Genomic DNA, 19,719 nt, shown 5'->3' on the forward strand with positions numbered 1-19,719 from the left:
AACACTTGGTTCTGCGTAGTTTCCGCGCCTGCGGCCCGCTTCAGGCGAGTCTGGCCTTGATCCGCTGGCTCACCATGCCCATGTCGGCGCGCCCCTGCACCTGCGGCTTGAGCAGGGCCATGACCTTGCCCATATCCTTCATTTCACTGGCGCCGGATTCGCGCAGGGCCGCATCGACCAGCGCGTCGATCTCGGCGGGCTCGAGGGCGCGCGGCAGGAAATCCTGGATCACCGCGACCTCGGCGGCCTCGATATCGATCAGGTCCTGGCGCGCGGCCTTTTCAAACTGCTGGATCGAATCGCGGCGCTGTTTGAGCATCTTGTCGAGCACGGCGAGCACGCGCGCGTCATCGAGTTCGATGCGCTCATCGACCTCGATGCGCTTGATTTCTGCCTGGATCAGCCGGATGGCATCGCGGCGCGGCTTGTCCTGCGCGCGCATCGCCGCCTTCACGGCTTCGGTGATGCGGGTCTTCAGGGCCGATTCGCTCACGATTTGCCTCCCGGCTCGCGGGAAGAGAGGATCAGTACATTCTCTGCTGGCGGCGGCTTTCGCGGCTCAGCTTCTTCTGGTGACGCTTGACGGCAGCTGCCGCCTTGCGCTTGCGGATCCAGGTGGGCTTCTCGTAAAACTCGCGGCGACGCACTTCTGCCAGTACACCGGCTTTTTCACAGGAACGCTTGAAACGGCGCAGCGCAACGTCAAACGGTTCGTTTTCTTTGATCTTGATGGACGGCATTCACAACCTACCAGTCGGGTGTTCGGAATCTTGCTTAGTCCCCATGCGCTCGCTGGAGTCGCGTGGGGCGCCGAATTCTAATGGCTCGGGAGCGCGATTGCAAAACCCGCATTCGCGGAATTAATAACGCCCGCTGGCCGGGGCCGGCGGCGGCCCGCTATCATCGCGCCCAAATGCGCGTGCTCGGAATAGAAACATCCTGCGATGAAACCGGGGTCGCGGTCTACGATTCGGACCGCGGCCTGCTGGCGCACGTGCTCTACAGCCAGGTCGCGATGCATGCCGAGTACGGCGGCGTGGTGCCGGAACTCGCCTCGCGCGATCACATCAGGAAGCTGCTGCCGCTGGTGCGGCAGGTGCTGCGCGAGGCGGGGCTGGAGCCCGGGGGTATCGACGGCGTGGCCTATACCGCGGGGCCGGGCCTGCTCGGGGCGCTGCTGGTCGGTGGTTGCTTTGCCCGTTCGCTGGCGTTTGCCTGGGGTGTCCCGGCAGTCGGCGTGCACCATATGGAAGCGCACCTGCTGGCGCCGATGCTCGAAGCCGAGCCGCCGCAATTTCCGTTCGTGGCCCTGCTGGTCTCGGGCGGACACACGCAGCTGGTGCGGGTGGATGGCATCGGATGCTACCGGATTCTCGGTGAATCGCTCGATGATGCGGCGGGCGAGGCGTTCGACAAGGTCGCCAAGATGCTCGGTCTCGACTATCCCGGCGGCCCCCTCCTCGCGCGGCTGGCCGAGCAGGGACGGCCGGGGATTTTCCGGTTTCCGCGCCCGATGACCAACCGCCCCGGGCTCGAATTCAGCTTCAGCGGTCTCAAGACCGCGTGCGCCACCGCGATCCGCGCACTGCGTGCCGCGGACGGCAGCATCGAGCCCCAGGCGCGCGCCGACGTGGCCTGGGCATTTCAGCAGGCCGTGGTCGATACCCTGGTGATCAAGTGCCGGCGCGCGCTGGAGCACACCGGCCTCGGGCGGCTGGTGATGGCCGGTGGGGTCAGCGCCAACCGGGCCCTGCGCGAGCGCTTGCGCCAGGAAGCCGATGCCGGCGGCTGGCAGGTGTATTACCCGCAGGCGGCTTTTTGCACCGACAACGGCGCGATGATCGCCTACTGCGGTTGCCAGCGCTTGCTGGCGGGGCAGCACGACGATCTCGCGGTGCGCGCCCGGGCGCGCTGGCCAATGGAAACGCTGGAGCCCATCACATGAGCGAACGCTCGCACGATATCGTGTTCGTGCACGGTCTGCGGGTCGATGCGCTGATCGGTGTGCACGCCTGGGAGCGCGAGCTGCGCCAGACCCTGCTGATCGACCTGGATCTCGCTGCCGATGTGCGTGCCGGTGCGGCGCGTGATGCGCTCGAGGATGCACTGGACTACCAGGCGCTGGCGCGCCGCGTCGGCGAATTCGTGCGTGGTAGCAGCTACCAGCTGGTGGAAAGCCTGGCCGAGGCGCTGGCGAGCCGGTTGATCGAGGAGTTCGCGATTCCCTGGCTGCGGTTGCGGATCACCAAGCCGGGCGCGGTACCGGGCGCCGCTGCGGTTGGCGTACTGATCGAGCGGTCCGTGCGCGGTTGAGCAGGCTCGATCGCCTCAGAACAGGCTGCGCCCGCCATCGACCGCGAGTATCTGCCCCGTCACATAGGGGGCGTCGAGACCGAGGTAGCGCACCGCGCCGGCGATGTCCGCGGGTTCGCCGATCCGCCCCAGGGCCGTGTGTGCCAGCAATTGCCCGGCGAGTGCGGGCGCCAGCTCGGGGTTGGGTTCGGCGGGCCACAGGATCGCTCCCGGCGCCACGCCGTTCACCCGCACCGCAGGCGCCAGTTCGAGCGCGAGCGCGCGGGTCATCATCGCGAGCCCCGCTTTTGCCATCGTGTACACCGCATGCTGTGCCAACGGCAGCGTGGCGTGCACATCCACGATATTGACGATCGCACCCTGGGTGCGTGCCAGGGCCGGCGCCAGCGCCTGGCTGAGAAAGAACGGCCCCTGCAGATTGGAGCCGAAGATCCGGTTCCAGTCTTCCACCCCGACGTCCCCGAGCGGCGTGGCAAGGAAATCCGAGGCGTTGTTGACCAGCAGGTCGATACGACCCCAGCGCGCACCGGCCTGCTGTGCCAGGGCCTGCACCGCGGCGGCATCGCACAGGTCCGCGCCGAGCACGGCGCAGGAGTCCGCGCGTGCCAGGTTGAGCTCGCCGGCGAGATCCAGCGCCGCTTCCCGCGACCGGCGGTAGTGGATCAGTACCCGGCAGCCATTGGCGTGCAGGGAGCGCACGATCGCCGCGCCGATGCGCTGCGCGCCACCGGTGACCAGCGCCACCCGGGCGGATCCGGTGCTCATGTCGGCTCCGTCTGCTGCTGCAGCATCCGGGCGACTTCGACGCAACGCAGCCGGTGCATTTCCGCGCCCACCTGCGGACCGCTCAAACCCTTCGCCAGTGCCGCGGCGGAAGTGACGGTCGCAGCGGCGGCGCAGGTCTGGCGCAGGCGTGCAGCCTGGGGGTAAGGCTCGTCCTCCAGTCCGGTGCGGCCTCGTGCATCGGCCTCGCAGGCGCCGAGAAACTGCTCGAAGCGTTCGTTGTTGCGCATCGCATCGAGATCCTCCAGCAGTGACACGATCGCCGGCGCGCGCATCTCCAGGGCGCGATGACAGCGGGTGTGATGCAGGCAGGCCAGCAGCGCCAGCTCGCGCCATTTCACCGGCACCCGCAGGCGCGCGCACAGGGCGCGCACCGCATCCGCTCCGAGCGCCTCGTGGCCGATGTGCGAAGGCCATTTGGCGGCGGGTGTCAGCGCCTTGCCGAGATCGTGCGTGAGCAGGGCAAAACGTGCGATCGGGGCCAGTTCCAGGCGTGCCGCGAGTTGCAGGCACAGCAGGACATGGATGCCGGTGTCGATCTCCGGGTGATGTTGGGGTGACTGTGGCACCCCGAACAGGCGCTCGATTTCCGGGAACACCGTGCCCAGGGCGCCGCAGGCGCGCAGGGTCGCGAAATACACATCGGGGCGGGCTTCGCCCAGGGCGCGGCGTGTTTCCTCCCACACCCGCTCGGCAACCAGGTGATCGAGCTCGCCGCTGGCGGCGATCGCACGCATGAGTGCCAGGGTTTCGGGTGCGACGGTGAAGCCGCGACTGGCAAAACGGGCGGCGAATCGCGCCACTCGCAGCACTCTCAGCGGATCCTCCACGAAGGCATCCGAGACATGACGCAGCAATCCGCGCTCGAGGTCGGCCTGCCCGCCGTGGGGATCGATCAGGGTGCCGTCCTGGTCTTCGGCGATTGCATTGATGGTCAGATCGCGGCGTCCGAGGTCGTCTTCGAGGCTCACCCCGCCATCGACCTCGAATGCGAACCCGGCGTAGCCATGCCCGCTCTTGCGTTCGCGTCGCGCCAGCGCGTGCTGGTCGCCGGTGCGCGGATCGAGAAACACCGGGAAGTCGCGCCCGACACGGCGGAAACCGCGCGCCAGCATCTCGCTCTCGGTGGCGCCGACGACTACCCAGTCACGCTCGAGTGGCTCGATTCCGAGCAAACGATCGCGCACCGCGCCGCCGACCAGGTACGTCTTCATGGGGAGGAATTCTGCAGCCTGTTTTGATGAGCGCAGCAGTTTAACCAATTCGCGCGGTTGCGTCGGGGTGGCCTGGATCAGCAACTGCAGTGGTAGAGCGCGCCATCCTCGAGGCGCATCGCCCGCAGCCGGCCACCCCACACGCAGCCGGTGTCGAGCGCGAATACCTCGGAGCTGTCGGTCTTGCCTTCGAGCGAGGCCCAGTGACCGAACAGGATCGGGGTAGCGGCGGCGCGCCGCTCCGGGTGGCTGAACCACGGCGCAAAGCCGGCGATGGCGCCCGATGGTGCGCTTTTTGTCTCGAGGTCGAGGCGGCCCGCCGCGTCGCAGAAGCGCATGCGCGTCAGGTAGTTGGTAATCACCCGCAAGCGCTCGTGCCCACCCAGGTCATCACTCCAGCAATCCGGCGAATCCCCGTACATATGGGCAAGAAAGTCGCGATAGTCCGGTGCGCGCAATACCGCCTGCACTTCCGCCGCGCGCGCCAGCGTATCACTGACACTCCATTGCGGTGGCACCCCGGCGTGCACCATCAGGAACGGCAAACCGTCTTCGCGCCAGGCGAGCGGCCGGCGGCGCAGCCAGTCGAGCAGCAGGTCGCGATCGGGCGCTTCGAGGATCGCATCGAGCGAGTCCTTGCGGGTCGGTGCGCGTGCCCCGGCGGCAACCGCGAGCAGGTGCAGATCATGGTTGCCGAGAACGGTGACCGCGCGCTCGCCAAGTTCATGCACCAGGCGCAGCACGCGCAACGAATCGGGTCCGCGGTTGACCAGGTCGCCGGCAAACCAGATCCGGTCGCGGCTGGCATCGAACTGCACGAGCTCCAGCATCTGCATGAGGGCGTCGTAGCAGCCCTGCACATCGCCGACCGCGTAGGTAGCCATCAGACGGTTTCCGCGGCGAGGGTGGCGGCATTGCTGATCGCGACGAATTCCTGCACCGAGAGCGTTTCCGGGCGGCGTCCGGGATCGATGCCGAGCGCCTCCAGCGCGCGCGCGGCGATGAGGCCCTGCAGCGCGTTGCGCAGCGTTTTGCGGCGCTGGCCGAATGCCTGGCGCACCACCTGGGCCAGGGTGCGCGCGCAGGCGGCGGATCCATGCGGAAACGGCCGCGGCTGCAGGCGCACCACGGCGGAATGCACGCGCGGCGCCGGCACGAACGCCTCCGGCGGCACCTCGAACAGCGGTTCGACCAGGCAGCGGTACTGCACCATCACGCTCAGGCGACCATAGTCCGCGCTGCCGGGTCCGGCGCCGAGGCGCTCGACCACTTCGCGTTGCAGCATGAAATGCATGTCGCGCAGGCGCTCGCCACAGTCGAGCAGATGGAACAGCAGCGGGGTCGAGATGTTGTAGGGGAGGTTGCCGACCATCCGCAGCCGGGTAGCGGCATCCGCAAGCGTGTTGAAGTCGAAACGCAGCGCGTCGCCCTCGTGCACGCTGAGACGTGCGGATTCGCGCATTTTCCAGTTGGCGGCAAGATCGCGGTCGAGTTCGATCAGGTGCAGCCGCGCGCCGCTGGCGATCAGGCCGTCGGTGAGTGCGCCGCGCCCGGGACCGATTTCGACCACGGTATCGGCAGGGCGCGCATCGATCACGGCGAGGATGTGGTCTATGACATGACGATCGCTCAGGAAATTCTGGCCAAAGCGTTTGCGTGGACGGTTGAGGATCTGCGGCGCCGACATCAGGCAGCACCCCGGGTGCCCGCGCGGGCCATCCCGATCGCGGTATCGATCGCGCATTGCATGCTGCCGCTGTCGGCCAGTCCGCGCCCGGCGAGATCGATCGCGGTGCCATGGTCCACCGAGGTACGCACGATCGGCAAGCCCAGCGTGATGTTCACGGCTTGCCCGAAACCCATGTGTTTCAGAACCGGCAATCCCTGGTCGTGGTACATCGCGAGCACCGCGTCGGCGCCTTCGAGGCAGTGCGGCGTGAACAGCGTATCGGCCGGCAGCGGGCCGCTCAGTTTCATGCCGCGCGCGCGCAGCCGTTCGAGACAGGGGATGATGTGATCGATTTCCTCGCGCCCCATGTGTCCGCCCTCGCCGGCGTGCGGGTTGAGCCCGGCCACCAGTATGTGCGGATCGGGGATCGCGAAGCGGTTGACGAGTTCCCGGTGCAGGATCTCGATGGTCTCGGTGAGCAGTGGTCCGCGCACCCGGTCGGGTACTTCGCGCAATGGCAGGTGCGTGGTGGCCAGCGCGACGCGCAGCCCCGGCGTGGCCAGCATCATCACCACGCGCACGGTGCCGGTGGCCGCGGCCAGGTACTCGGTATGGCCGCTGAACGCGATGCCGGCGTCATTGATGATGCCCTTGTGCACCGGCCCGGTGACCAGCGCATCGACCCGTCGGTCGAGGCAGGCGGCGAGTGCGGTATCGAGCGTCTCGAGCACGTAGGCCGCATTGGCGACATCGAGTACTCCGGGCCGGGCCGGCGCACGCAGGCTTACCGGCAACACACGCAGGGAGCCCGCCGGTGCCGGCAGCGGCTCGGGTGGCAGGATGGTGAGTTCAAACCCCAGCAGCGCGGCGCGCCCGGCGAGCAGTGCCGGGTCCGCGACGGCAATCAGCGGGCAGGCAAAGCCGCGCCGGGCGAGAGTGAGCAGCAGGTCGGGGCCGATTCCCGCGGGCTCTCCCGGTGTCAGCGCGATGATGGGCGGATCAGATCTTGATCTCGACAAAGGCCTCGTCCCGGATCTTCTGCAGCCAGGTGTTCAACTCGTCATCGTATTTCTGGCCAAAAAGAATGTTGCGCGCCTGGTTGCGACGCAGTTCCTCGCTGAGGTCCTCGGTGCGCCGCTCCTCGACCTTCAGTACGTGCCAGCCGAATTCGCTCTTGAACGGCGCGCTCACTTCGCCGGCGCCGGTCTGGTTCATGACCTGCTCGAATGCCGGCACCATCTGCCCCGCGCTGGTCCAGCCAAGTGAGCCGCCTTCCTGCGCCGAGCCGATATCATCGGAGAATTCCCGCGCCAGCTTTGCGAAATCCTCGCCGGCGACGATGCGGTCGTGCAGCTTGGTGGCGAGCAGTTGCGCCTGCTCGTCGCTGCGAATTTCCGAGGGCTTGATCAGGATGTGGCGCACCAGTGTCTGCTGGGTCATCTGGCCGCTGCCGCCACGTTTCTCGAACAGCTTCACCAGGTGCAGGCCGCTGGCGCTGCGCACCGGCTCCGAGATTTCGCCCACTTTGAGAGCAGGAACCGTTTCGAGGAATATGCCCGGCAGGTCTCCCGCCAGCCGCCAGCCGAGATCACCGCCCGAGAGCGCATAGCGGCTCTTGTCCGGAGCTTTCATGAAGCGCTCGAAGGTCTCGTCGCCGGCGAGGCGCGTGCGCAGCGTCTCGATATAGGCGCGCGCCTCGTTCTCCTGCTCCAGGGTCGCTTCCTTGGCCAGCGGCAGCAGCAGGTGGCCGATGTGGTACACCGCCGAGGTGCGCTTCTGGCCCTCTTCCGAGCTGAGGTAATCGTTGACCTCCTGCTCGGTGACCTGCACCCGGCTGCGCACGTTACCCTGCTGTACCCGCGAGATGATCATTTCCTGGCGGACCTGCTCGCGCAGTGCATTGTAGGAACCGCCCTGTGCTTCCACCGAGGCGCGGAACTGGTCGAGCCCCATGCCGTTCTGGCTGGCCATGCCGCTCAGCGCTTCATTGAGCTGCGCATCGCTGATGCGCACCCCGGCGCGCTCGCCCATCTGCAACTGGATCCGCTCGAGAATCAGGCGGTCGAGGACCTGACGCGCGAGAACCTCGGGTGGCGGTGCCTCGACGCCCTGCTTCGCGACATTGTCGCGCACCTGCTGCAGGCGATCCTGGTACTCGCTCGCGAGGATGATGTCGTCATCGACGATGGCCACCACGCGTTCCAGCGGTTGGGTCTGCGCCCGCGCGCCACCCGCGATGCCGGCACAACAGGCCAGGATCATGATGGCAGCGGCAAGCCACTGGCCCCGTGCGTTCGGATTAGTATGCAAAACCGTCTTCCCCCTTGTCTGCCCGGTAACCGAAAATACTGCTCTGCAGCAGCTGGTCGACATTCTTGCCAATGCCGCCCAGTCCGCGCAGCACGAATTGTACGTAAACGGCGTAATCGCGGCCCTGATCCCAGTCGACGCCTTCCTGGTAGACCATGCGCAACGCCCAGCAGCACGAGCTGTACTCGATGCCGGCGAGCTCCTCGAGACTGTAGTCATTGGTGAAGTCGTACTGGTAACGCGCCAGCAGCTTCCAGCGATCCCCGAGAGGCAGAATGGCCGAGAAGTCGGCCTGGTCGATGGTTTCATACACGGCCACGCCGTTGGGATCGATCGTCAACTGGTCGCGGCGGTAACGATAGCCGGCATTGAAGATGGTTTCCCGGTCGGGTGTCCAGTGTGCCAGCACGCCACCCTCGTTGACCCGCTCCTTGTGAGGATCCCACAACGTGGTGCCGGTGATCGCGAGGGTGTCGATGGGCTGCGCCTGCAGTTCCGCGGCAATTTCCGAGCTGGACACCCGGTCTGCGTTGATCGGCTGGTCGGCGATGGTCACGCGCCGGTCCTCGAAGTAGAAGATCTCTCCGATGCTGGCGGTGAGGGTCTCGCTGCCGTCCTTGTCGGTGATGAAGCGCGAGGTCATGCTGAGCGATGCCTGGTTGGCGTCGGCGATGCGATCGTGGCCACTGAAGCGCGTGGGGCGAAACAGCTGGCTGAAGCCAAAGGTCAGGTCCTGCGAGTCGAAGTTGGGAATGTCCTCGTGGTCGTCATGATCCACCCACAGGTAGTACACGCGCGGCTCCAGGGTCTGCAGGTAGCTGGCGCCGAACAGCTCGGTATCGCGCTCGAGAAAATAGCCCGTGTCGAGGCTGAACAGCGGGGCGGCGACCGAAGGCGACTCGTTGCCCGCGTTGTTGTAGCCCTCGTCGAGGCTGTAGCTGATCGACTGGTAGCCGACGGTGGGTTTCACGAACGCCGCATCCCACTCCATCGGGAAACTTGCCAGCGGCTCGAGGAACACCCGCTGGCCGGTCAATTTCGCGCTGTCCTTGTGTTCGAACGAGGTGTATTCGCTATTGAGCGCGAAATCGGGCTTGAACGCGCCGCGGCTGAACTGGCGCGAGAGCGCGATGCGCGGCAGCATCTTGTAGGGCTGCTCGAGCTCGGTGTCGAGCAACTGGTACTGTTGCGCCCTCGCCTGTACCCGCCAGGTATCGGCGAAGCGATAACTGAGTGCACCGGCCTGCGGCAGGTGCGTGGCGCGCTTGACCTCGAGCCCGGTGACGTTCAGGTTGCGCAGATAGTCCGGGTCGCTGACCTCGGTGTAATCGATCAGGGTATTGAAGTCTTCGAACGGGCTGCCCTGCTGTTGCAGGCTGAGCAGCCAGCGGTCGTCGCCGTAGACGTTGTCATCCGGCAGCATCGCACCACTGGCCACCCACTGGCTCCAGCGGTTCAGGTAACGCACCTCGGCACCGGCCATGGGCCCGCGATCGTTGGTATAACGCGGCACCAGCGTGGCGTCGAAATTGGGCGCGATGTTCAGGTAGTAGGGCGTCGCGACATCGAAGCCGTTCTGGGACGAGTTGGTGAACGCGGGCCACAGAAAGCCGCTCATGCGCCGGTCATCGATCGGAAAGCTCAGCCACGGGGTGTACATCACCGGCACGCCCTTCACCTCGAGACGCGCGCTGTGCGCCGTGCCCTTGCCGGTTTCGCGATCGATATGGATCGTGCTCGCGGCAAGCTGCCAGTCGTCATGACCCGGTTCGCATTGGGTGTAGGTGCCGTCCTCGAGATCGAGGCTGCGATCGACATTGCGCAGCACTTCGTCGGCCTCGCCACGGGTGTGCTCCTTGTGCATCACGAAGCGTGCCTTGCGCAGCACGCCGGATTCGTCCGCGGTATTGATCACCGCCGACTCGCCCTGCACCAGCAGCCCTGGTTCGCGGTACTGTACCTCACCCTCGATCTCGACCCGGTCCTGCTCGCGGTAGTAAGCGGCGCGATCGGCGCGCAGGCGGCGCTCGCCCTGGCGCACCGTCACGTTGCCGGAAAACTTCGCCACCTCGGGATCCTGCAGCAGCTCCGACTCCTGAGAAGAGGCGTGAATGGTGCCGAATACCGCGCCCGAATCCATCGGCTCGAGCGCCGGTTCGACGTAGGCGCCCTCGCACTGTTTGCCGATTGCGCCAAGCTGCTCCTCGGTGAGGCGCTCGCGTGGCACCCAGTCCATCGAACGGGCCAGCGCATCGGCGGGTGATCCGAGTACGGTGCGTTGCGCGGGCTGCGCCGGCTGGCTGGGCACGGAGGCGAGCGCGCCCTCGGGCCGCGGAGCAACCGTGCAGGACCACGCACCGCCGGATCCGGCCTCGCACTGCCATTGCTGATCCGGGGCCGGAGTATCCGACCACGCGGGCACGGTGGCGACCGCCGCCACGAGGCAGCGAAGCAAGAACGCGGGTTTGCGCGATAGTCCGTTGACGATCCGGTCCTCGGTCGGGCTGCCAGGAATGGCGGCCTGGGCTCCGCGGATCTTCTCAGGCCCGGGGAAGCGTGGATAATGCACGGCGTTTTGGCCGCGCTGCATTATAGCGGCATCGTGGCGCGGGGATCGACTGCCGCTGCCACACAGTTCGGGGGAATGATGGATTCGTTGCTGAAATGGTGCGCCACCCGGGTGCGCCCGCTGGCCGGTGCGGAGCTTGTGCTGCGCGCAGTGGCGGGCGATGCGAGTTTTCGCCGCTATTTCCGCCTGGTGGGTTGCCAGCCGACGCGCATAGCGGTGCATGCGCCGCCGGACAAGGAGCGCAACCTGGAGTTCATCCATATTGCCGCGATATTGCGCGCGGCGGGGGTGCAGGCACCCGAGGTGCTTGCGCACGAGCCCGGCGAGGGCTTTCTGCTGCTGAGCGATCTGGGCGACACCCTGTTGCTCGGCGCGCTTGGCGAGGACACCGTGGAGGCGCTCTATCGCACCGCGCTCGACACCCTGCTGGCGATCCAGGGGGCCGCGATACAGCACGGCGGGTGGCGAGCGCCGGATTATTCGGCGGCGCTGCTCGAGCAGGAGATGGCACTGTTTCCCGAGTGGTACCTGCAGGGCCTGCTCGGCCTGGAGCCCGATGCTGGCGAGCGCCGGATGTTGCGCGATCTGTTCGAGTGCCTGGGCGCGAGCGCGCTGGAACAACCGCAGGTGCTGGTGCATCGCGACTACCATTCGCGCAACCTGATGCTGCAGCCGGATGGAACGCTCGGGGTGATCGATTTCCAGGACGCGGTGCGCGGACCGCTCACCTACGACCTGGTGTCGCTGTTGCGCGATTGCTACATCGAATGGCCCGCCGCGCGGGTGCAGGCCTGGGCGCGGGAATATGCCGGGCGTGCCAGCGCCGCGGGACTGATGGCGCCGGTCGAAGCCGCGACGTTCCGGCGCTGGTTCGACTGGATGGGCCTGCAGCGGCACATCAAGGTGCTCGGCATTTTCGCGCGCCTGTGGCTGCGTGACGGCAAGCGCGGCTACCTTGCCGATCTTCCACTGGTGATGCGCTACACGCTCGGAGTGGCCGAGGCCTATCCTGAGCTCGGCGAGTTTGCGGGCTGGTTTCGCGCGCGGGTGCTGCCGCTTGCCGCCGCCCAGGACTGGTATCGCCCGCGATGAAAGCCATGTTGCTCGCCGCGGGGCTCGGGACCCGCCTGCGTCCGCTCACCGAGACCCTGCCAAAGCCGCTGCTGGCGCTGGCAGGCAAGCCGATGATCGAGTATCACATCGAGAAGCTGGTGGCGGCCGGTGTGCGGGACCTGGTGATCAACGTGTCGTATCTCGGTGAGCTGATCGAAGCGGCGCTCGGTGATGGTGCGCGCTGTGGCGCGCGCATCCGCTACAGCCGCGAGCCCGAGGGGCCGCTCGATACGGGCGGCGGTCTGCGCCGGGCGCTGTCCCTGCTCGGCGCCGAGCCGTTCCTGCTGGTGGCCGGTGATATCTGGAGCGATTTTCCGTATCGACGCCTTGTCGACCACGCGCTGGCCGCGGGGCAGCTGGGTCACCTGGTGGTGGTGCCGAATCCACCGCAGCACCAGGCGGGTGATTTCGCGCTGGATGCGCGGGGTCGGCTGAACCGTGACGGCAACGGCCGCAACTGCACCTATTCGGGTATCGCGCTGCTGGCGCCGGAAATTCTCGCGGGCTGGGACGAGACGATCTTTCCGTTGCGCGAGCCACTACGCCGCGCCGCGACGCACGGCGCGCTGGGCGGTGAGTGCTGGGAGGGCGAGTGGGAAGACGTCGGTACCGTCGAGCGTTACCGTGCCCTCAATCGGCGGCTGGAGCAGAAACAGGAACAGGGCGGGAGTGCTGGTCCAGCGATCTGAGCCAGCCGCGCACCCGTTTCGCCAGCAAGGTTTCGTTGTCGCCCGGTTCCCACGGTCCGATGCTGGTCATGATCTGGCGGTAGCGGTCCAGACCTGCGGCATCGGCCTGCGCGCGACGCTGCGCCCCTTCCTCGTGCTGCGTAACGGGATCGAGCAGTTCGAGTACCGGCACCGCAAGATCGTCTGGCCACTCGCTGGCGAGTCCCGGGAAGTCCACCGGATCGATCACGATCGCGGCCTTCACGGCGGCGGGCTGCGCGCCGACGAAGCCGGTCAGCAGCGCGGCCGCGCTGTTTTCCGCCACCAGCACCAACGCACCCTCGGCGGATGCCGCACTCACGGCCCGGGCAATGCGGGCCTCGCATCGCTTCGCCCATTTCCGCAGCTCCTCGATGCGCTGCTGCGCGTCCGGATCCGGCTGCGCGGGTGCTGCGCTTGCTTGCGGATCGGGGTCGGGAACCAGGGGCCCCGAATGGCTGCGCGGTGGCGATTCCAGGCTGATCAGCCAGGTGGACCAGCCCTGCGCGGGCAGGAGCTGGCGCAACTGCTCGATCGCGGGCGAGGCGGTCGGGTATTCGCCGTCACCGGGGAGCAGCAACAGGGCGCCGCGTGCGGGTTTGGCGGTGCTGGTTTTCACGAACACCGGGAACTCTTCGCCCTCGACCTGCAGCAGGCGCCGTTCGGCGGCAAGTTGTAGCGCCAGTTCCGCGAGGTCCGGTGCGGCGGGAGCCGCTGCCACGGCCGCGGGTGGTTGCGCGGCCGCGGCTTCGGTGCCGGCAGTCGGCTCCGCAGCCATTGCCTCCAGTGCCAGGGCGAGAGCGCAAAGCAGCGTCGACAGGCGGTGACGGACACGATTTGACATACCGGCCAGTATAGTCGCGGGCGGCGGTGCCAATTCGGCGCGGGCTTCCATTACAATCCCTCCCTTATACTGCCTGCCCTGTCGGGAGACCCGCACATGAACCCGTTCCTGATTGCGCCCTCGATACTGTCGGCCGACTTCGCGCGTCTCGGCGAAGACGTTGGCGCGGTGCTTGCGGCCGGTGCCGATATCGTCCATTTCGATGTGATGGACAATCACTATGTGCCCAATCTCACGATCGGTCCCATGGTCTGCCGGGCGTTGCGCGACTATGGAATCAGTGCGCCGATCGATGTGCACCTGATGGTGAGCCCGGTCGATGCGCTGATCGGCAGTTTTGCCGATGCCGGCGCAACCTATATCACCTTTCATCCGGATGCCACGCCGCACGTCGATCGCAGCCTGCAGCTGATCCGCGATCATGGCTGCAAGGCCGGGCTGGTGTTCAATCCGTCCGCCGGGCTCGAAGCCGCGCGCTACGTACTCGACAAGCTCGACATGATCCTGCTGATGTCGGTGAACCCGGGTTTCGGCGGACAGAAGTTCATCCCCGGCACACTCGGCAAGCTGCGCGAAGCGCGGGCGATGCTCGATGCGTGCGGATTGCCGATCCGTCTCGAGGTCGATGGCGGTGTCGGTGAGTCGAATATCCGCGAGATCGCCGAAGCGGGTGCCGATACCTTCGTGGCCGGCTCGGCGATCTTCAGTGCCCCCGAGTATGCCGAGGCGATAGCCAATATGCGCAGCGAGCTGGCCGCCGCGCAACGCCCCTGATCGATGCGGTTCGCAGCGCTGCGCACGCTGTTCGCGGGACGCCTGCCGGCGCTGGTGATGCTCGATCTCGACGGCACACTCATCGACAGCGTTCCGGATATCAGCCGCGCCCTCGACGCCACGCTGCGCGCGCGCAACCTGCCCGCTGCCGGCGCGGCGCGCGCGCGGCGCTGGGTAGGGCGCGGTTCGCGGCAATTGCTGCGCGATGCGCTGGCATTTGGCGCCGCGCTGGAACCCGGGCAGGTCGATACGCAGGAACTCGAGCGGGCGCTGGGCGACTACCTGGCCCGCTACCTCGACGATTGCACCCGCGATACCCGGGTGTTGCCCGGCGCGGCGGAGCTCATCGAGGCACTGCGCGGCGCCGGGGTGAAAGCCGCCTGCGTCACCAACAAGCCGTTGGCGATCGCCGAGCGCGTGCTGGCGCATTTCTTTTTGCCCGGGCGTTTCGATACCGTGATCGGGGGCGACTCCGGCGCCGCGCCGAAACCCGATCCGGCTCCGTTGCTGGCGGTGATGAGGCGACTTGCGGTCGAGGCCCGCGAAACCGTGATGATCGGTGATTCGCGCCACGATGTGCGCGCGGCACGCGCGGCAGGGATTGCCGTGATCGCCTGCGCCAATGGCTACAACCACGGCGAGGACATCCGCGGCGAAGGCCCCGACCTGGTGATCGACACGCTCGGTGAATTGCTTTGAGATGCGCATCCAGTAGAATTCCGCCCTGAACACGCACCTGGAGACGGGATGATCACGCGCACGCGCTGGCGACGCTGAATCCAATCGACCCGCCGCGGATCGCCCTGCGCGCGCCGCGGATCGCCCTTGTTTCCGGAGTCATGATGAACCGCAGCCAACTCGTCGATCTCGCCCGCCAGGGCTTTAGCCGCGTGCCGGTGGTCCGCCGCCTGCTGGCCGATCTCGAAACCCCGCTCAGCGCCTACCTGAAATTTGCCGGTCCCTGCAGTTTCCTGCTCGAGTCGGTGGAAGGCGGCGAAAAATGGGGACGCTACTCGATCATCGGCCTGCCCTGCGCGAGGCGCATCGTGGTGCGTGGTCATCGGGTCGAGGTGCACGATGGCGCCGCGCTGCTCGAGAGCAGCGAGGTCGATGATCCGCTGGCTTTCGTGCAGGATTATGCGCGCCGCGAAAGGGTGTTCCCGCATGCGGCGCTGCCAATGTTCTCGGGCGGCCTGGTCGGATATTTCGGCTATGACTGTGCCCGCCTGGTCGAGCGGCGCCTGGCCGCGGGCACTCCGCCCGATGTGCTCGGCACGCCCGATATCCTGTTGCTGGTGGCGGAAGAGTTCCTGGTGTTCGACAACCTCGCCGGCGCCATCCTGCTCGCGACCACGGTCGACCCGCGCGCCGGCGATGCGGCCGCGCGTGCCGAGGCACGCCTCGACGAACTGCAACGGCGTCTCGATATGCCGGCGCCGCGTCTGCCACCGATCGATATCGCGGCCGGTGGCGCCGACAGCGCGCGTGCCCGCGAGGTGGAAGCCTCGTTCGTCTCGGAGTGCGGACGCGAGCGTTACGAGGATGCGGTGCGGCGGATCCGCGAATATATCCTTGCCGGCGACGTGATGCAGGTGGTGCCGTCGCAGCGTCTCAGCGCGCCGTTCGCGGGCAACCCGGTGAATCTCTACCGGGCGTTGCGCAACATCAACCCCTCGCCGTACCTGTTCTTTTTCGATCTGGGGGATTTCCAGATCGTCGGCTCCTCGCCCGAGGTGCTGTCGCGGCTGCAGGGCGAAGAGGTCACCGTGCGCCCGATCGCGGGCACCCGCCGGCGCGGGCGCACGCAAGCGGAGGATCTCGCGCTCGAGCGGGAACTGCTGGCCGATCCCAAGGAGATCGCCGAGCACCTGATGCTGATCGACCTCGGGCGCAACGATGTGGGGCGGGTTGCCCGCACCGGCAGTGTGGTGGTGTCCGAGCGCATGATCGTCGAGCGCTATTCGCATGTGATGCACATCGTGTCGAATGTCTGCGGACAGTTGCGCGAGGGTCTGGATGCGATGGATGTGCTGCGCGCCACCCTGCCGGCGGGCACCCTGTCGGGCGCACCGAAGATCCGCGCGATGGAAATCATCGACGAACTCGAGCCCTCGAAGCGCGGCATCTATGGTGGCGCGGTGGGATATCTCTCCTGGCACGGCGACATGGATACCGCGATCGCGATCCGCACCGCGGTGATCTCCGGCGGTAAACTGCATGTGCAGGCCGGTGGCGGGGTGGTCGCCGACTCCGTTCCCGCCCTCGAATGGGAGGAGACCATGAACAAGGCGCGTGCGATGTTCCGTGCCGCCGCGATGGTGCTGAATTAAATGGGGTCAGAGTGATTTATTCGGAGGATAAATCACTCTGACCCCAGTTATCATCACCCCACGTTCACTCAAAAGGATCGACCCATGAAGCTCTACGGTATCTGCCTCTCTCCCTATGTGCGCAAGGTTGCGGTGGTAATAAATGTGAAGGGGCTGGAGTGCGAGCGGGAGGACGCGTTTCCGGGTTCGCTGTCGCGCGCCATCAGCCCGCTCGGCAAGATCCCCGCGCTGCAGGACGGAGCACTGACCCTGGCCGATTCCAGCGTGATCTGCGAGTACCTCGAGGAGCAATATCCCGCCGTTGCGATGTTGCCGAAGTCGCCCGCCGACCGGGCACGATCGCGCTGGCTCGAGGAGTTCGGTGATACCCGGCTCGGTGAACTGTGCGGTGGCGGGATCTTCTTCGAGCGCGTGGTCAAGCAGATCATGCACGGCGAAGGGCCCGACGAGGAGAAAGTCAGCAATACCATCGACAATCTGCTGCCGCCGATGCTCGATTATCTGGAGAGCGAACTGCCGCCCGACGGCTTCGTGTTCGGCATGCCGGGGATTGCCGACATCAGCATCGCGACGCACTTCGTGAACGCGGAGTACGCCGGATACACGGTCGATGCGAGCCGCTGGCCGCGGATCGCGGCGCTGCTGCAGCGGGTCCGCGCGCTGCCCGGTGTGCAGCGGCAGTTGCAGGAGGAGGCCGCGCTCATGGCGCAAATGGGAGCGGCGAAGTAGCGGGCTGTTCGGCCTCGCCGAAGACGCCGACCCGCGCCAGGGCCAGGGAAAATCCAATCGCTCGGGCGATGCCGGGAGGACCGATGAAGATCACACGGGTCAATCACGCCGCGCTCAATATTGCAGCGGGAATAACGGAAGTGGAGCATTTCTATACCCGCCTGCTCGGCATTCCCACGGTGCCGCGGCAACTGCCGCCGGAGTTCGCCGCCAGGGTGCCCGGATTCTGGATGCAACTCGGTCAGACCCAGGTGCACATCATCCAGGCGCCGCTCGAGGGGCGTGCACGCGAACCGGTTGGCCCGCATATCGCGTTCTACGTCGATGATCTCGATGCGGCGGTTGCCGAGCTGGGCGTGGCCGGCATCGAATTCGACCGCTTCGGGGGATTCGTGTTCTTTTCCGACCCGGCCGGCAACACGGTCGAATTGCAGCAGGATCCCGAACTGCTGCCGGGCTAGGAGTCCACCGGTGATTCGCCCTGCGGCCAGCGCGCGCGGCTGCGGGCAGGATCCCTGACTCCTGTGCGGAAGCTCGTTCTGCCGTCATTTCGCGGGCATTGTCACGGGCGTTGCCAGCCCCGGAACTGTCTGTATACTCGGGTCTCGTTGCCGCGCGGCGCAGTCCGTGCCGCATTCGTCGAACGCCAGGGGGACGCATGGTTCTGCATGATCTGGGCATGATCAAGCGCATCTTTGGCGGTACCGACAGCCCCGAGGAACTGCGCGAACTCTACCGCGAAGCGATGCTGATGACGCTGGCGCGGGCCACCCATGCCGACTCCTACACCAGCCATGTCGAGGTCGAGACGGTGCGCGCGGTCTATCAGCATCATGTTGGCGAGGAAATCAGCAGCGCGGATGTGCGCGTGGCGGCGGCATCGGATCTGTTCGAGACCGCGCCGCTCGAGAAATGGCTCGGCGGCGTGTCGCGACGCCTCGACGAGGCGCACTGCAAGTCAATCGTGAAAGCCCTGATCGAGGTGATCCACGTCGATGGTCACCTGCGAACGGGCGAGGCGGATTTTTTCAACATGGTGGTCGGTGCGCTGCGCCTGAGTCCGATCGATATCGTCGAGATATGCGGCGCCGATTGACAGCGCGCATGCAAGTGCGGGGCTAGTGCATGGCGAAGCTGCGCCTGTTGTTCGTACACCAGAATTTCCCGGGACAGTTCAAACACCTCGCCCCGTGGCTTGTCAGCCAGGGGCACGAGGTCATCGGCATGGGCGATGCGGAGAACCTCAAGAGTCGCAATGCCGCGTGGACGTTTCCGGTCGTCGGCTATACCGCGCGGCCCGCGCAGCAGGGCGCCGGGCACCACTACCTGCGCTCCTTCGAAGCGGCTATCCGCCGCGGACAGGACGTGACGCGCGCGTGCCTCGAGTTGCGCGGCAAGGGGTATTCGCCGGACCTGATCATCGGGCATCCGGCGTGGGGCGAGTTGTTGTTCGTTCGTGACGTGTTCCCGCGTGCCAGGCTGGTGTCGTATTTCGAGTTCTTCTACCGTGCCGAGGGCGGTGACGTGGGCTTCGATCCCGAGTACCCGTCCTCGCTCGATACCGTGTTCAAGCTGCGCATCCGCAACAGTACCCAGTTGCATGCGCTCAGTGAATCCGATGCCGGCATCAGCCCGACGCAGTGGCAGCGATCGAGTTACCCGGCACGCGAGCAGTCCCGCATCCGGGTGATACACGAGGGGCTCGATACCGATGTGGTACGAGCCGACCCCGCCGCAAGCTTGCGCCTGGCCGACGGACGGGTGCTGACGCGCGAGGACCAGGTGGTCACCTATGTCAGCCGCCAGCTCGAGCCCTACCGCGGTTTCCATGTCTTCATGCGCGCGCTTCCGGAGCTGCAGCGGCGCCTGCCGCGTGCCATTTTCGTGCTGGTCGGCGCCGATGGGGTCAGTTACGGCGCACCACCCCCGGCGCCGCACCAGTGCTATCGCGAGATGCTGCTGGCCGAGGTCGGTACGCACCTCGATACCGCGCGGGTGTATTTCACCGGGCGGATCGCGTACCCCGACTACCTGCGGCTGCTGCAACTGAGCCGGCTGCACATCTATTTCACCTATCCCTTCGTGCTGTCGTGGTCGATGCTGGAGGCCATGGCCTGCGGGGCGCCGGTACTCGGCTCCTCGACGCCACCGGTGCGCGAGATGATCAGCGAAGGCGAGAACGGCTACCTGTTCGATTTCTTCGATCGTGAACAGCTGGTCGAGCGCGCGGTGGCGATCCTCGGGCAGGACAACCGCGAGCTGTGTGCCGCGGCCCGGCGCAAGATCGAAGGCGAGTTCTCGTTCCGTGACAACAGCCTGCCGGCTTACCTGGCGCTGTTGCAGGAGCTGTCCGCGCTGGACTGA

The 19,719-nt window shown here is 66.6% G+C and carries 21 protein-coding genes; 11 read left to right on the forward strand and 10 right to left on the reverse strand.

What is annotated here, in order from left to right; all coding sequences use genetic code 11:
- Positions 1–40: 40 nt before the first annotated feature.
- Positions 41–493 carry a GatB/YqeY domain-containing protein gene (locus IPF49_12665; GenBank protein ID MBK6288459.1) on the reverse strand — a complete coding sequence of 151 codons (453 nt, stop codon included), beginning with the start codon at positions 491–493 and terminating at the stop codon, positions 41–43.
- A gap of 31 nt (positions 494–524) precedes the next feature.
- Positions 525–740 (reverse strand): 30S ribosomal protein S21, encoded by a 216-nt coding sequence (rpsU, locus tag IPF49_12670; protein MBK6288460.1) that lies wholly within the window; start codon positions 738–740, stop codon positions 525–527.
- 173 nt (positions 741–913) lie between these two features.
- Here rpsU and tsaD point away from each other — a divergent pair, with 173 nt between their 5' ends.
- Both tsaD and folB read left to right on the forward strand, forming a co-directional pair.
- The gene (gene tsaD, locus IPF49_12675) at positions 914–1,945 is read left to right on the forward strand and encodes a tRNA (adenosine(37)-N6)-threonylcarbamoyltransferase complex transferase subunit TsaD (protein ID MBK6288461.1); all 1,032 of its coding nucleotides are present in this window, start codon (positions 914–916) and stop codon (positions 1,943–1,945) included.
- Positions 1,942–2,313, forward strand: coding sequence for a dihydroneopterin aldolase (gene folB, locus IPF49_12680; GenBank protein MBK6288462.1), 372 nt, complete (start codon positions 1,942–1,944; stop codon positions 2,311–2,313). The genes tsaD and folB overlap by 4 nt, the downstream gene beginning before the upstream one ends.
- Before the next feature lie 15 nt (positions 2,314–2,328).
- Here folB and IPF49_12685 read toward each other — a convergent pair whose 3' ends face one another.
- The 7 genes from IPF49_12685 to IPF49_12715 all read right to left on the reverse strand — a co-directional run bounded on the left by IPF49_12685 (position 2,329) and on the right by IPF49_12715 (position 10,744).
- Positions 2,329–3,078, reverse strand: coding sequence for a pteridine reductase (locus tag IPF49_12685; GenBank protein MBK6288463.1), 750 nt, complete (start codon positions 3,076–3,078; stop codon positions 2,329–2,331).
- Positions 3,075–4,310: a multifunctional CCA addition/repair protein gene (locus tag IPF49_12690; GenBank protein MBK6288464.1), complete on the reverse strand. Its 1,236-nt coding sequence runs from the start codon at positions 4,308–4,310 to the stop codon at positions 3,075–3,077. The genes IPF49_12685 and IPF49_12690 overlap by 4 nt, the downstream gene beginning before the upstream one ends.
- A 77-nt stretch (positions 4,311–4,387) precedes the next feature.
- Positions 4,388–5,194, reverse strand: coding sequence for a symmetrical bis(5'-nucleosyl)-tetraphosphatase (locus IPF49_12695; GenBank protein MBK6288465.1), 807 nt, complete (start codon positions 5,192–5,194; stop codon positions 4,388–4,390).
- Complete coding sequence (gene rsmA, locus IPF49_12700; GenBank protein ID MBK6288466.1) at positions 5,194–5,997, reverse strand: 16S rRNA (adenine(1518)-N(6)/adenine(1519)-N(6))-dimethyltransferase RsmA; 804 nt, start codon at positions 5,995–5,997, stop codon at positions 5,194–5,196. The genes IPF49_12695 and rsmA overlap by 1 nt, the downstream gene beginning before the upstream one ends.
- Positions 5,997–6,998, reverse strand: a complete 1,002-nt coding sequence (pdxA, locus tag IPF49_12705) for a 4-hydroxythreonine-4-phosphate dehydrogenase PdxA (GenBank protein ID MBK6288467.1) — start codon at positions 6,996–6,998, stop codon at positions 5,997–5,999. Before pdxA ends, rsmA begins: the two co-directional genes overlap by 1 nt.
- A complete protein-coding gene (locus IPF49_12710) occupies positions 6,979–8,352 on the reverse strand; it encodes a peptidylprolyl isomerase (protein MBK6288468.1) in 1,374 nt (457 codons plus the stop codon). The genes pdxA and IPF49_12710 overlap by 20 nt, the downstream gene beginning before the upstream one ends.
- Entirely contained in the window at positions 8,279–10,744 is a 2,466-nt protein-coding gene (locus tag IPF49_12715) for an LPS-assembly protein LptD (GenBank protein MBK6288469.1), read from the reverse strand. The genes IPF49_12710 and IPF49_12715 overlap by 74 nt, the downstream gene beginning before the upstream one ends.
- Before the next feature lie 108 nt (positions 10,745–10,852).
- On the opposite strand from IPF49_12715, the gene IPF49_12720 reads away from it, so the two are divergent.
- The gene (locus tag IPF49_12720) at positions 10,853–11,950 is read left to right on the forward strand and encodes a phosphotransferase (GenBank protein MBK6288470.1); all 1,098 of its coding nucleotides are present in this window, start codon (positions 10,853–10,855) and stop codon (positions 11,948–11,950) included.
- Positions 11,947–12,660, forward strand: a complete 714-nt coding sequence (locus IPF49_12725; protein ID MBK6288471.1) for a nucleotidyltransferase family protein — start codon at positions 11,947–11,949, stop codon at positions 12,658–12,660. The genes IPF49_12720 and IPF49_12725 overlap by 4 nt, the downstream gene beginning before the upstream one ends.
- On the opposite strand, the gene IPF49_12730 is transcribed toward IPF49_12725, so the two are convergent.
- A complete protein-coding gene (locus IPF49_12730) occupies positions 12,602–13,573 on the reverse strand; it encodes a DUF3530 family protein (GenBank protein ID MBK6288472.1) in 972 nt (323 codons plus the stop codon). The two genes, IPF49_12725 and IPF49_12730, sit on opposite strands and share 59 nt — an antisense overlap.
- A 45-nt stretch (positions 13,574–13,618) precedes the next feature.
- On the opposite strand from IPF49_12730, the gene rpe reads away from it, so the two are divergent.
- The 7 genes from rpe (at position 13,619) to IPF49_12765 (ending at position 19,719) form a co-directional block, all read left to right on the forward strand.
- Positions 13,619–14,296 (forward strand): ribulose-phosphate 3-epimerase, encoded by a 678-nt coding sequence (gene rpe / locus IPF49_12735; GenBank protein ID MBK6288473.1) that lies wholly within the window; start codon positions 13,619–13,621, stop codon positions 14,294–14,296.
- 3 nt (positions 14,297–14,299) lie between these two features.
- The gene (locus IPF49_12740; GenBank protein MBK6288474.1) at positions 14,300–14,995 is read left to right on the forward strand and encodes an HAD-IA family hydrolase; all 696 of its coding nucleotides are present in this window, start codon (positions 14,300–14,302) and stop codon (positions 14,993–14,995) included.
- A 140-nt stretch (positions 14,996–15,135) separates the two neighbouring features.
- On the forward strand, positions 15,136–16,626 hold the full coding sequence (locus IPF49_12745) for an anthranilate synthase component I (protein MBK6288475.1): 1,491 nt from the start codon (positions 15,136–15,138) through the stop codon (positions 16,624–16,626).
- An 84-nt stretch (positions 16,627–16,710) separates the two neighbouring features.
- Positions 16,711–17,355, forward strand: coding sequence for a glutathione S-transferase family protein (locus IPF49_12750; protein ID MBK6288476.1), 645 nt, complete (start codon positions 16,711–16,713; stop codon positions 17,353–17,355).
- 83 nt (positions 17,356–17,438) lie between these two features.
- Positions 17,439–17,816: a VOC family protein gene (locus tag IPF49_12755; protein MBK6288477.1), complete on the forward strand. Its 378-nt coding sequence runs from the start codon at positions 17,439–17,441 to the stop codon at positions 17,814–17,816.
- 197 nt (positions 17,817–18,013) lie between these two features.
- Positions 18,014–18,451 (forward strand): TerB family tellurite resistance protein, encoded by a 438-nt coding sequence (locus tag IPF49_12760; GenBank protein ID MBK6288478.1) that lies wholly within the window; start codon positions 18,014–18,016, stop codon positions 18,449–18,451.
- A gap of 38 nt (positions 18,452–18,489) precedes the next feature.
- Positions 18,490–19,719 (forward strand): glycosyltransferase, encoded by a 1,230-nt coding sequence (locus IPF49_12765; GenBank protein MBK6288479.1) that lies wholly within the window; start codon positions 18,490–18,492, stop codon positions 19,717–19,719.

Source organism: Gammaproteobacteria bacterium, assembly GCA_016705365.1.
Lineage (GTDB): Bacteria > Pseudomonadota > Gammaproteobacteria > Pseudomonadales > UBA5518 > UBA5518.